This window comes from Streptomyces sp. NPDC058880 (assembly GCF_042742535.1).
Taxonomy (GTDB): domain Bacteria; phylum Actinomycetota; class Actinomycetes; order Streptomycetales; family Streptomycetaceae; genus Streptomyces.
The window spans coordinates 18,972-33,594 of record NZ_JBHYMC010000029.1; the positions used below are offsets into that span (position 1 = coordinate 18,972).

Here is a 14,623-nt window from a genome sequence, read left to right on the forward strand (position 1 = left end):
GCTATGCGGCTTAGGAAAGATCGGCGTCGCAGGTCCGGCGGAGGTACGCGCCGGGCATGACGAAGGCGCCCTGGCCGGCGCGGGACCCGCGGGAGCGGGCGCCCGCCCAGGTCCGGTGACGGAAGGTCCTGCTCGCCGTGAAGGAGTCCGAAGACACGATGGCGCACCCCGACGGTACGGAAGCACCGCTGCTGTGGACACTGGCCGGCAACGGCAAGGACGCGCTGGCGGCCGGAGCACGCGAGCTGCACGCGCACCTGGCCGGCCGTGACGACTGGAGTCCGCAGGACGTCGCGTTCACCCTCGCGCGCACCGCGTCCGGAGGGAGCCGGCGGGCGGCACTGGTCGCGGACGGGCGCGACGGTTTCCTGGAGCGGCTGGACGCGCTCGCCGAGGGCCGGACCATGCCCGGCCTGGTGGAGGGGTCGGCCGCCGGGTCCGCCCGGCGGGTCGCCTTCGTGTTTCCCGGACAGGGCGCGCAGTGGCCTCGGATGGCGGTCGACCTGCTGGACGCCTCCCCGGTGTTCCGCGACCGGATGGACGCGTGCGCGCAGGCCCTGGAACCCTTCATCGACTGGTCACTGATGGACGTGCTCCGCGACCCGGACGCGCCCGGCGCCCCCGCGGCCGACCGCGCCGACGTGGTGCAGCCCGTGCTGTTCGCCGTGACGGTGTCCCTGGCCGCGCTGTGGCGCTCACACGGGGTACGGCCGGACGCGGTGCTCGGCCACAGCGTCGGCGAGGTCACCGCCGCCGAGGTCTCCGGCGCGCTGTCCCTGGACGACTCCGCGCGCGTGGTGGCTTTGTGGAGCCAGGCCCAGGCCACGCTGGCCGGGCGCGGGGACATGGTCTCCGTGATGGCCCCGGCCGGCGAGGTCGAACCGCGGCTGGGCCGCTGGTACGGCCGCCTCGTCGTCGCCGCGCACAACGGCCCGCGGTCCGTGATCGTCTCCGGCGACCGCGACGCCGCGGCCGAACTCCTCGACGGACTCGCGGCCGACGGGGTGCACGCACGGCGGATCGCGGTGGGCCTGGCCGCCCATTCCCCGCACATCGACGAGATCGTCCCCCGGATGCGCGCCGACCTCGCCCCGGTCCGCCCCCGCACCCCGCACCTGCCCTACTATTCCGGGCTGACCGGCGGACGGCTGGACGTCCCGATCCTGGACGCCGACTACTGGTGCCGCAACCTGCGCGGCACGGTCCTCTTCCGGCAGGCCGCCGGAGCCCTGCTGCGGGACGGCCACGACGTCCTGCTGGAGGTCAGCCCGCACACCGTGCTCACTTCCGCCCTCACGGACACCGCGCAGGAGCGCGGCACACAGGCCGCCGTCCTCGGCACGCTGCGCCGCAACCAGGACGGGCCGGGCCGGTTCCTGACCTCGCTCGGTGAACTGTACGTACGCGGTGCCGCGCCGGGCCCCGACCCGCAGGCGCGCTCCGCCGGGCCGGGCACCCTCGTACCCGAACTCCCGCTGGCGGCCCTCACGGAGGCCGTCCCGGCGGGCGCGTCCGGAGCGGCGGACGGGCACGGGACGGCGGACGGCGACGGGCAGCGGGACGACGGCGCCGCGTTCCGCGCGGAGCTGGCCGCCATGGACCCGGCGGAGCAACGCGCCGCGCTGGCCCGGCTGGTGGCAGCGGAGACCGCCGCGCTGACCGGGCGGTCCGACCCGGTCCCCGGCCGACTGGCCTTCCTCGACCTCGGATTCGACTCCGTCACCGCGGTGGAGCTGCGCAACCGGCTGAGCGCGGCGACGACGCTGCGCATCCCCGCGACGGTCGTCTTCGACTGCCCGACCCCGGACGACCTGACCGCGTACCTGTGCGCCGCGCTCTCCGGTGAACGGCCCGGTGAGGACGCCGACGCGGACGCGCCTGTGCCGGTGCGGGCCGCGGACGACGACCCCGTGGTGATCGTCGGCATGGGCTGCCGCTACCCCGGGGGCGTCGGCAGCCCGGACGACCTGTGGGAGCTGGTGTCGAACGGCGTCGACGCGGTCTCCGCGCTGCCCGACAACCGCGGCTGGGACCTCGCCGGGCGCTACGACCCCGCGCCGGGGACACCGGGCCGCTACTACCAGCGCGAGGCCGGGTTGCTGTACGACGCGGCCGACTTCGACGCGGAGTTCTTCGGCATCTCGCCGCGCGAGGCGCTGGCCATGGACCCGCAGCAGCGGCTCCTGCTGGAGACCACCTGGGAGGTGCTGGAGCGGACCGGGATCGAACCGTCCACCCTGCGCCGCACCCGGACGGGCGTCTTCGTCGGCGCGATGACCATGGACTACGGGCCCTCCCTCGAACAGGGTGCCGACGCGGGCGGCCACCTGCTGACCGGCAACACCGGAAGCGTCGCCTCGGGCCGGCTGGCCTACATCCTCGGGCTGGAGGGAGCGGCGGTCACCGTCGACACGGCCTGCTCCTCCTCGCTGGTCGCCCTGCACCTCGCGGTACGTGCGGTGCGGTCGGGGGAATGCTCGCTGGCGCTCGCCGGAGGCGCCACCGTGATGTCCACGGTCGGCATGCTCGTCGAGTTCAGCCGGCAGGGCGGCCTGGCCCCCGACGGCCGCTGCAAAGCGTTCGCGGCAGCGGCCGACGGCTTCGGCCTGGCCGAGGGCGTGGGCATGCTGCTGGTGGAGCGGTTGTCGGACGCGCGGCGGAACGGGCATCCGGTGCTGGCGGTGATCCGTGGTTCTGCGGTGAACCAGGACGGTGCGAGCAATGGGTTGACGGCGCCGAACGGTCCGTCGCAGCAGCGGGTGATCCGGGCGGCGTTGGCGGACGCGGGGTTGTCGGCTGCCGAGGTGGACGTGGTGGAGGCGCACGGTACGGGGACCCGGCTGGGTGACCCGATCGAGGCGCAGGCGTTGCTGGCGACGTACGGGCAGGGGCGTCCGGCGGACCGGCCTGTGTGGATCGGCTCGCTCAAGTCCAACATCGGACACGCCCAGGCCGCGGCGGGCGTGGGCGGGGTCATCAAATCGGTGCTGGCCCTGCGGCACGGAGTGATGCCGAAGACGCTGCACGTGGACGGCCCGACGCCCGAGGTGGACTGGTCGGCGGGGGCCGGACGGCTGCTGACGGAGGCCCGTACGTGGGACGACGCGGGTCGTCCGCGACGGGCGGGCGTGTCCTCCTTCGGGATCAGCGGCACCAACGCCCATGTGATCGTGGAGGCGGCGCCGGCCGACGAACCGGCCGGGGAACCGGGCGACGGGCCGTCCGTGCAGCCGGGCGGGACGGTGGTGTGGCCCCTGTCGGCACGCACCCCGGAGGCGCTGCGCGCGCAGGCGGCGGCGCTGTCGGCCCGGGTCGGCGACGGGTCGCGCGCCGAGGCCGCCGACGTGGGCTTCTCGCTGGCCACGGGCCGCGCCGTCTGGGGACACCGCAGGGCGCTGGTCGGTGACGGCGACGAACTGCGGGCGCTGCTACAGCAGTTGGCCGATGGCGGCGCGGAGCCGGGCCCGGTGCGCGGGGAGGGTGTATTGCCGACCGACGCCACGGTGTTGGTGTTTCCGGGTCAGGGTTCGCAGTGGGTGGGGATGGCTGCGGAGTTGTTGGCTGGGTCGGTGGTGTTTGCGGGGCGGATGGCGGAGTGTGAGCGGGCTTTGTCGCCGTTTGTGGATTGGTCGTTGGTGGAGGCGTTGGGGTCGGGGGAGTTGCTGGGGCGGGTTGATGTGGTGCAGCCGGTGTTGTGGGCTGTGATGGTGTCGTTGGCGGAGGTGTGGCGGTCCTATGGCGTGACGGCCGATGCGGTGGTGGGGCATTCGCAGGGTGAGATCGCGGCTGCGTGTGTGGCGGGTGGTTTGAGCCTGGAGGATGGGGCTCGGGTGGTGGCGTTGCGTTCGCGTGCGGTGGGGGTGTTGGCGGGTCGGGGTGGGATGGCGTCGGTGCCGGTGCCTGCGGACGCGGTACGGGAACGTCTTGCCGGGTGGGATGGTCGTCTGTCGGTGGCCGCGGTCAACGGGCCTTCGTCCACGGTGGTGTCGGGTGATGCGGATGCGGTTGCGGAACTGGTGGCGGAGTTCGTGGAGGAGGGGGTGCGGGCGCGTGTGATCGAGGTCGATTACGCCTCGCATTCTTCGCATGTGGAGGAGATTCGTGAGCAGTTGCTCGCGGATCTGGCCGGGGTGGCGCCGGGCTCGGGTTCGGTGCCGTTCTTCTCGACGGTGACGGGTGGTTGGCTGGATACGAAGGCTCTGGATGCGGAGTACTGGTACCGCAACCTGCGGGAGACGGTCTGCTTCGAGGAGGCGACCTGTGCGCTGCTGGACAGCGGGCACCGCGTCTTCATCGAGGCCAGCGCCCACCCGGTGCTGGGCGTGGCCGTGGCGGAGTCGGTGGAGGCCGCGGGTGTGGACGCCGCGGTGCTCGGCACTCTGCGTCGTGGTGAGGGTGGTCTCGATCAGGTGCTGCGTGCGGTGGGCCGGGCCTGGGAGCGTGGTCTGGCGGTGGACTGGTCGGGGGCGTATCCGGGGGCGCGGCGGGTCGAGCTGCCGACGTACGCCTTCCAACGCAGCCGCTACTGGCTGACGGCACCCGCCCCCGTACCCGCTCCGGCCGCCGAGGACCGCTGGGACGACCTGGAAGGGCAGGACCCGGCCCGGCTCGCCGAGACCCTGGGCGTCGGCCGTGACGCCCTGGACGAGGTGCTGCCCGCCCTGGCCGCCTGGCGCTCCGCCCGGACCCGTGAACGGCGGGCCGAATCCTGGCGCTACCGCGTCACCTGGACGCCCCTGTCGGTCGCCCCGGCGGACGGACTCGCCGGCCGCTGGCTTGCCCTGCGCCCCGAGAGCGATGCCGCGGCGGCCGTCCTCGACGCGCTCCGCGATGCCGGAGCCGACCTGATTCCGTGCGTCGTCGCCGGTCCGGGCACCACCCGTGGGGAACTGGCCGTGCTGCTCACGGATGCCGTCGGGGGACAGCCGATCGCCGGAGTGCTGTCGCTGCTGTCCTGGGAGGAGCGCACCCATCCCCAGCACCCCGACCTCCCCGGCGGCCCGGCGCTGACCCTCGCGCTGGCCCAGGCGCTGGAGGATGCGGGCATCGACGCCCGCCTCTGGACGCTGACCACCGGAACGGCGGCCCTGGGCGGCGCGGAGCGGCCCGGAACCGTCGGGCAGGCCGCGTCCGCGACCCTGGGCCGGACCGCGGCCCTGGAACACCCGCACCGCCGGGGCGGCCTGGTCGACCTGCCCGAGGTGCTGGACGCGCGCGCCGCCCGCCGCCTGTGCGCGGTGCTCGCGGGAGCCGTAGCCGACGAGGAGCAGGTGGCGGTGAGGTCCACCGGCATCCACGGACGGCGCCTGCGCCCCGCCCCTTCCGCTTCCTCCGCTGCCCCTCTCGCCGCGCCGTCGGAGGGCCGTGCGGACGGCCCGGCCGTCCCGGTGCGGCCCGGTCCGAAGTGGCAGGGCACGGTCCTCGTGACCGGTGGCACCGGTGGCGTCGGCTCGCACACGGCGCGCTGGCTCGCGGGCCAGGGCGCGGAGCGGCTGCTGCTGGTCAGCCGCCGCGGCGCCGACGCACCCGGTACGGACGCCCTGCGGGCGGAACTGACGGCGCTGGGCGCCGAGGTGGCCTTCGCCGCCTGCGATGTAGCCGACCCGGTCGCCCTGGCGGCGCTGATCGACGCCATCCCGGTGCAGTACCCGCTGTCCGCCGTCATCCACGCGGCGGGCGTCCTGGACGACGGCGTGGTCGACGCCCTCGACCCGGCCCGGCTCGCCGTGGTGCTGCGCGCCAAACTGACCGCCGCGCGGAACCTGCACGAGGCCACCGCGGGCCTGAACCTCTCGGCCTTCGTGGTGTTCTCGTCCGTGATGGGCGTCCTGGGCAACGCCGGGCAGGGCAACTACGCCGCCGCCAACGCCGCCGTGGACGCGCTTGTCGCCGCCCGCCGGGCCGCCGGACTGCCCGGCACCTCCGTGGCCTGGGGCGCCTGGGCCGGGCCGGGCATGCTCGCGGACGACGTCGCCGCGCGGCTGCGGGACTTCGGCATGCCGGTGATGGAACCCGAAACGGCCGTCACCGCGATCGGTCGGGCCCTTGCCGAGGACGACACGCTGGTGATGGTCGCTGACATCGACTGGCGGCGCTTCACCGCGGGCATGGGGCTGCGCTCCACCGCCCTGCTGGACGCGCTGCCGGACCCGGCCGGGGCCCCGGCCGCCCCCGACACCGGCGCACCGCCGGCCCGGGACGGCGGCTCCGCCGACGGAGCCCACGACGCCGACACCCTGCGGCAGCAGGTCGCCGTACTGCCTCGCCACGAGGACCGAGTCCGGACCCTCACCGAGCTGGTACGCGCCCACGCCGCGGCGGTCCTACGCCACCCCGACGTGAACACGGTCCAGCCCGCCAAGGCGTTCTCCGCGCTCGGCTTCGACTCACTGACCGCCGTGGAACTGCGCAACCGCCTCGCCACCGCCACCGGACTCGCCCTGCCCGCCACCGTCCTCTTCGACCACCCCACCCCGTCGGCCCTCGCCGACCGGCTGCTCGCCGAACTCGGCCTCCCGGACGCGCCGGAGGAGACCGCCGCTCCCGTCGCGACCGGGGCGCACCGCACCGCGGAGACCGGCCGCAGCGAGCCGATCGCGATCGTCGGCATGGGCTGCCGCTTCCCCGGCGGAGTCACCCGGCCCGAGGACTTCTGGCAGCTGCTGTCCGAAGGCACCGACGCCGTCGGCGACTGGCCCTCGAACCGGGGCTGGGACACCGACGGCCTGTACGACCCGGACCCCGACCGGGCCGGCACCACGTACAGCAGGCAGGGCGGTTTCCTGCACGACGTCCCCGAGTTCGACGCCGAGTTCTTCGGCATCTCGCCCCGCGAAGCCCTGGCCATGGACCCGCAGCAGCGGCTGCTCCTGGAGACCACCTGGGAGGCTGTCGAGCGCGCCGGACAGGACCCGACCGCACTGAAGGACCGCCAGGTCGGGGTCTACATCGGCACCAATGGCCAGGACTACTCCGCCCTGCTGGAGGGCGCCGAGGGCATCTCCGAAGGCCACCTGTTGACCGGCAACACGGCCAGCGTGCTGTCCGGACGGCTCTCCTACGTCCTCGGCCTCCAGGGGCCCTCGCTCACCGTGGACACCGCGTGCTCGTCGTCCCTGGTGGCGCTGCACCTGGCCGTCCAGGCCCTGCGCCGCGGCGACTGCGAACAGGCCCTCGCGGGCGGGGTGACGGTGATGAGCACACCGAAGCTCTTCGTCGAGTTCAGCCGTCAGCGCGGACTCGCCGCCGACGGACGCTGCAAGGCGTTCTCCGCCGAGGCGGACGGCACCGGCTGGGGTGAGGGCGCCGGCGTCCTGCTGCTGGAGCGCCACAGCGACGCCCTGCGCCACGGCCACCCGGTCCTCGCGCTGATCAGCGGCACCGCCGTGAACCAGGACGGCGCCAGTAACGGGCTCACCGCCCCCAACGGACCCTCCCAGCAGCAGGTCATCCGGGCCGCGCTCGCCGACGCGGCGCTGCGTGCCGACCAGATCGACGCGGTCGAGGCCCACGGCACCGGGACCCGGCTCGGCGACCCGATCGAAGCGCAGGCCCTCCAAGCCGTGCACGGGCCCGACCGCCCCGCGGACCGGCCGCTGTGGCTCGGCTCGGTGAAGTCGAACATCGGGCACACCCAGGCCGCGGCCGGGGTGGCCGGGGTGATGAAGATGGTGCTGGCCATCCGCCACGGCGAACTCCCGGGCACCCTCCACGCGGATGCGCCGAACCCGCACGTCGACTGGTCCGGTGGCGCGATCCGGCTGCTCACCGGGCACACCCCGTGGCCGCGGACCGGGGGCCCGCGCCGGGCGGGCGTGTCGTCGTTCGGCATCAGCGGGACCAACGCGCACGCGATCATCGAGCAGGCGCCCGTCATCGCGGTCGTGCCTGCCCCGGACCCGGCCGACACCGGCACCGCGGACGAGACCGGCACCCATGGCGCCACTGCCACCGCGGCCGTCGCCGCGGTCACCGCGACCACGCCCACCGCCCGCCGGACCGGCCCGCCCGTGCCGCTGCTGCTGTCGGCCAGAACGCCGGAGGCGCTGCGGGCGCAGGCGGACCGGCTGGTGGGCCGGCTCGACGCCGACCCGGACCTCGAACTGGCCGACGTCGCCTACTCGCTGGTCACCGGCCGCGCCCCGCTCGAACACCGGGCCGCCGTCCTGGGGCAGGACCGGGCGTCCGTCCGGCGCTCACTGACCGCCCTCGCGCGGGGCACCACGGCGGGCCGGCTGCTCACCGGCCGCGCCGGGCACTCCGGCCGGACCGCCTTCCTCTTCCCGGGACAGGGCAGCCAGCGGGCCGGGGCCGGCGCCGGGCTCTACCGCGACGACCCGGTGTTCGCCGATGCCCTCGACGAGGTGCTGACCGGGCTCGACCCGCACCTCGACCTGCCCCTGCGCGACATCCTGTTCGCCGCGCCCGGAACCCCCGGGGCGGAGCTCCTCGACCGCACCCGGTACACCCAGCCCGCGCTGTTCGCCCTGGAAACGGCCCTGTTCCGGCTCGTCCGGCACTGGGGCGTGCGGCCCGACCTGCTGATGGGGCACTCCATCGGCGAGCTCGCCGCCGCCCACGCCGCGGGCGTACTGGACCTCGCCGACGCCTGCGCGCTGGTCGCGGCCCGGGGCCGGCTGATGGACGCGCTGCCCGCGGGCGGAGCGATGGTGGCCGTGGAGGCCACGGAGGAGGAAGTGCGCCAGGCCCTGCACGACGGCCTCGCGGCCCGCGCCGGGCAGGACCCGGAGCGGGGCGCGGTGGACGTCGCTGCCGTCAACGGGCCCTTCTCCGTAGTCCTGTCCGGCGACGAGGACGCGGTAAGGCGGCTGGCCGGGGTGTTCCGCTCCCGCGGCCGGCGCACCCGGCGCCTCAGCGTGAGCCACGCCTTCCACTCCGCCCGGATGGACGGGATGCTCGACGCGTTCCGGGACGTGGCCGAGTCGCTGACCTACCACGCGCCCGGCATCGAGATCATCTCCAACCTGACCGGCCGGACGGCCACGGCCGCCGAACTCCGCTCCCCGGACCACTGGGTGCGCCACGTACGGGACACCGTCCGCTTCCTGGCGGGGGCCCGCCGGCTGCGGGCCGAGGGTGCGACGACGTTCCTCGAACTCGGCCCCGGCGGCGTGCTGTCCGGCATGCTGCACACCTGCCTCGCCGACCCCGAAGCCGGTCCCGAAGAAGCCGCCCCTGGCACCGATACCGTTTCCGCCTCCGCTTCCAGCGCCCACCGGACGGTGCCGCTGCTGCGCGACGGCCGGGCCGAGACCGACGCGGTCCGCACCGCACTCGCCTCGCTGCACCTGCACGGCGTACCGGTGGACTGGTCGGCGGGTTGGAGCGGCACCGACGTACGACGGGTCGACCTGCCCACCTACGCCTTCCAGCGCAGGCGCTTCTGGCCGGAAGCCGCCCTCGACCCGGCCCCCGCAGCCTGGCGCTCCCGCCGGGCGATCGAGGCCCCGGCCGGACCGCAGCGCTACCGCATCGCGTGGCAGCAGCTCACTGCGCCCGCCGAGGCCCGGCTCTCCGGCCGCTGGCTGCTCGTCACCCCGGACGGACCCGGCGCCGAGGACACCGCGCTCGCCTGCGAACAGGCCCTCGCCGGACACGGCGCCGACGTGGTCGTGATCCGGGTCGGGGCTACCGTCGAACGGACGGAACTGGCCGCACTGTTACCGGAGTTCGGCGCCCTGGATGGCGTCCTGTCGCTGCTGGGCCTGGCCGAGGGAACCCATCCGCGGCTGCGCACGCTGGACGCCTGCCTGACCGGGACCCTGCTGCTGCTCCAGGCCCTGGGCGAAAGCGGCATCGACGCACCCCTGTGGTGCGCCACCCGCGGTGCGGTGGCGGTCGACGGCACCACACCGGTCCGCCCCGAGCAGGCCCAGGTGTGGGGCCTGGGCCGGGTTGCGGCGCTGGAGCACCCGCGGCGCTGGGGCGGCCTGGTCGACCTGCCGGAGCTGCTGGACGGACCCGTGCTGGAAGGGCTGTGCGCGGTGCTGGCCGGACACGACGGCGAGGACCAGGTGGCCGTACGCGCGCCGGGACTCCTGGGCCGCCGCCTCGTCCCCGCACCGGGACCCGCGGCGCCCGGGCCCGCACCGTGGACCCCGCGCGGCACGGTCCTCGTCACCGGAGGCACCGGAGGCCTCGGCGCCCAGGTGGCGCGCTGGCTGGCGGAGCGCGGCGCGGAGCACCTCGTACTGCTGAGCCGGCGCGGGCCCGAGGCGCCGGGAGTCGACGCCCTCGTCGCCGCGCTGGCGGAGCTCGGGGCCCGGAGCACCGTACTGGCCTGCGACGTCGCCGACCGGACCGCACTGGAAGGGGTCCTGGCGCGACTGCGCGCCGAGGACGACACCGTACAGGCCGTGGTGCACACCGCGGGACTGACCTCCGACACCCCGCTCGCCGACTGCACCCCGGAGGAGCTGGCCGCGGACACGGCGGCCAAGACGCGGGGCGCGGCGCACCTGGACGCCCTGTTCGAGGGCGTCGGACTCGACGCGTTCGTGCTGTTCTCCTCGATCTCGGCCACCTGGGGCAGCGGCGGTCAGGGCGCGTACGCGGCGGCCAACGCCTACCTGGACGGCCTGGCCGCGGCGCGCCGCGGCCGCGGCCTGACGGCGGCCTCGGTGGCTTGGGGCCCCTGGTCCGGCGCGGGCATGGCCGACGGCGCCACCGGGGACGGCCTGCGCCGCCACGGCCTGGTGCCGATGGACCCCGCGGCGGCCCTCGCCGCGCTCGGGCTGGCACTGGACCTGGACGAGACCGAAGCGGTGGTCGCCGAGGTCGACTGGAGCCGCTTCGCTCCCACCTTCGGATCCGTGCGCGCCAGTGCGCTGCTGCGCGGACTGCCGGCCGCCGCGGAGACCCCGCCGCCGGACGGCGGCCCCGCCGCGGACGCCCCCGCCGGAGCCGGTACGGGCGGCGACCCGTCGTGGCGGCAGCGGCTGGAGCGGCTGTCCGGGCCGGAGGGCCGCAAGCTGCTGACGGAACTGGTCCGCAGCGAGGCGGCGGCGGTGCTGGGCCACGAGTCGGCGGGCGAGTTCGCGGCCGAACGCCCCTTCCGGGAGGCGGGTTTCGATTCGCTCACCGCCGTCGAACTCCGCAACCGGCTGGTCGAGGTCACCGGCCTGCCGCTGGCCCTCACCTCCGTCTTCGACCACCCGACGGCAGCCGCCCTCGCCGTGCACCTCTTCGACGGACTGAGCGACACCGAAGCCGAAGCCGCGGCCGTCGGCGGCCCGGCCGGACCCGCGGTGGACGACGAGCCGCTGGCCATCGTCTCGATGGCCTGCCGCTTCCCCGGCGGCGTCCGCTCGCCCGAGGACCTGTGGCGGCTGGTGGACGACGGGGTGGACGCGGTCGCCGCGCTGCCCGCCGACCGCGGCTGGTCGCTGGACACCCTCTACGACCCCGACCCCCTGCACCCCGGGACCTTCTACACCACCGGAGGCGGATTCCTGGACGGGGCGGCCGAGTTCGACGCGGAGTTCTTCGGCGTCTCGCCGCGCGAAGCCCTGGCCATGGACCCGCAGCAGCGGCTGCTGCTGGAGACCAGCTGGGAGGCGCTGGAGCGGGCCGGACTCGACCCCGCGTCGGTACGCGGCAGCGAGGGCGGCGTCTACGTCGGCGTCGCGACCCAGGGCTACGGAACCGGCCCGCAGAACCCGTCCGACGAGGTCGAGGGGCACCTGCTGAGCGGCACCGTCACCAGCGTCGCGTCCGGTCGCATCTCCTACACCCTTGGACTCGGCGGCCCCGCCGTGACCGTCGAGACGGCCTGCTCGTCCTCGCTGGTGGCCCTGCACCTGGCCGGGCAGGCGCTGCGCGCCGGGGACTGCTCGTTCGCTCTGGTCGGCGGCGCCGCGGTGATGGCGAGCCCGGACGTCTTCGTCGAGTTCAGCCGTCAACAGGGGCTCTCGCCCGACGGCCGCTGCCGCTCCTTCGCCGAAGGCGCGAACGGCACCGGCTGGGGCGAGGGCGTGGGCGTGCTGCTCGTGGAACGCCTCTCCGACGCGCGCCGCCTCGGGCACCCGGTCCTCGCCCTCGTCCGCAGCACCGCGGTCAACCAGGACGGCGCCAGCAACGGCCTGACCGCCCCCAGCGGTCTCGCACAGCAGCGGGTCATCAAGGCCGCGCTCGCCACCGCCGGACTGGCCGGTACCGACATCGACCTGGTCGAGGCCCACGGCACCGGCACCGTACTCGGCGACCCCATCGAGGCCCAGGCCCTGCTGGCCACGTACGGCCAGGACCGGCCCGAGGGGCGGCCGCTGTGGCTGGGGTCGCTGAAGTCGAACATCGGGCACACCCAGGCCGCCGCAGGGGTCGCCGGGGTCATCAAGACCGTCCTCGCCCTCCGCCACGGCGTCCTGCCCCGCACCCTGCACGCCCAGGAGGCGTCGAGCCGGGTCGACTGGTCGGCCGGCGCGGTGCGGCTGCTCGCGCAAGCCCGCCCCTGGGACGCCCCGGACGGGAACCGGCCGCGCCGGGCCGGGGTCTCTGCCTTCGGCATGAGCGGCACCAACGCGCACGCCATCCTTGAGGAAGCCCCCGCCGACAGCGCCCCGCCGGCCGAAGGCGCGCCCGACGAACGGTCCGGCGACGTCGCGGACACCGAAGCCACGGGGGCCACCGCGGAAACCGTGCCGTGGCTGCTGTCCGCCATGACCCCCGCGGCCCTGCGCCGCCAGGCCCGCCGGCTGGCCGAGCACCTGCGCGCCGACGGCGGCCGGGACGCCGCCGGAGCGGCCCGCGCGCTCGCCACCACCCGCCCCGCCCTGCCGTTCCGGGCCGCCGCCACCGGCCGCGACCGCGACGCGCTCCTCGGCTGGCTGGACGCCCTCGCCGCCGGCGAACCCGCGCCCGACGCCGTGCAGGACCGGGCGCGCGGCGGCCGTACCGCCTTCGTCTTCCCCGGCCAGGGCGCGCAGTGGGCCGGGATGGCCGTGGCCGCGCTCGACACCTCCGAGGCGTTCGCCGCCACGATCGCCGCCTGCGAACGCGCCCTCGCCCCGCACACCGACTGGTCCTTGACCGAGGTGCTCCGCGGCGCGCCCGGCGCACCCTCGCTCGACCGCGTGGACGTCGTCCAGCCGGTGCTGTTCGCCGTGATGGTGGCGCTCGCCGCGCACTGGCGGGCCACCGGGGTCACCCCCGACGCGGTCGTCGGACACAGCCAGGGCGAGATCGCCGCCGCCTGCGTCGCCGGAGCGCTCTCGCTCGACGACGCGGCCCTCGTGGTGGCACGGCGCAGCCGGGCGCTGCTGCGGCTGGCCGGGCGCGGCGGCATGGTGTCGGTCGCCGCCTCCGCCGAGCGGACCGCCCGCCTGCTGCCCGACGGCGGACGCGTGGGCGTGGCCGCGGTCAACGGCCCGGCGGCCGTGGTCGTCGCCGGAGAGCCGCAGGAGCTGGCCGCCCTGCTCGAAGCCTGCGAGCGGGAAGGCGTACGAGCCCGGGCGATCCCGGTGGACTACGCGGCGCACTCGGCCCAGGTCGCCGAGATCGAGGACGAACTGCGCGAAGCCCTCGCCGGGATCCGCCCGCGGGCCTCGGCCGTCCCGCTCTGCTCGACGGTGACCGGCGAACCGGTCGCCGGAGAATCGCTCGACGCCGCCTACTGGTACCGCAACCTGCGCGAGCCGGTCGACTTCGTCGGCGCGACCCGCACCCTGGTGGACGCGGGCCACACCCTGTTCGTGGAGGTCGGCCCGCATCCGGTGCTGCTCGCCGGGATCGAGGCGGTGGCCGACGACGCCGGCCGGGAGGTGGCGGCGGTCGGCACGCTGCGCCGCGGCGACGGCGGCCGGGACCGCCTGCTGGCCTCCCTGACCGAAGCGTGGGCGAGCGGCGGCGGCCCGGTGGACTGGACGCCCTGGACGGGAACCGCCGACCCGGACGCCACACCCTTCCTGCTGCCCACCTACCCCTTCCAGCGCGACCGGTACTGGCTGCCCACCCCCGGCCGGACGGCCGCCACGGTCCCCCGTACCCCAACGGAGCCCGTCGAGCCTGTCGAGCCCGTAGAGTCGGGCGCGGCCGCGGGCGACGACGAGGACACCCCCGCCGTCCTCCTGGCCGCCCGGCTGGCCCCGCTGGACCGGCAGGCCCGCCGTCAGGCCGTACTCGACCTGGTCATCCGGCACGCCGCCGCGGTCCTGGGCCATCCCGGCACCGGTCCGGTCCGCGCGGAGCGCTCCTTCTCCGAGGTCGGCTTCGACTCGATGCTCGCGGTGCGGTTCCGGAACGTACTGGTCGAGGCGACCGGGCTGCCCGTACCGCCGACGGTCGTCTTCGACCACCCGACGCCCGACGCACTCGCCGCACACCTGGATGCGGAGCTCTCCGCCGCGCCCGCACCGCCCTCGCCGCTGCTGGCCGAACTGGACCGGCTGGCCGTGCTCCTCGCGGCCGTGCCGCCCGGAGCGGCCGGTACCGACGGGGTCGGCGAACGACTGGACGCGCTGCTGCGCGGCTGGGGCCGGCGCGGAGCCGCCCCGGACGGCGGGACCCCACCGCCCGCACCCGCCGAGGACACCGCAACCGCTACGGCGGACGAACTGTTCGCCCTGCTCGACAACAACTTCGGCAACGCCTGAGAGAGAGCTGGACC

General features: G+C 75.7%; 1 protein-coding gene. It reads left to right on the forward strand.

Going from position 1 to position 14,623, the window contains the following annotated elements:
- Positions 1–158: 158 nt before the first annotated feature.
- Entirely contained in the window at positions 159–14,609 is a 14,451-nt protein-coding gene (locus tag ACFW2G_RS18410) for a type I polyketide synthase (protein ID WP_384680982.1), read from the forward strand.
- Positions 14,610–14,623 lie beyond the last annotated feature (14 nt).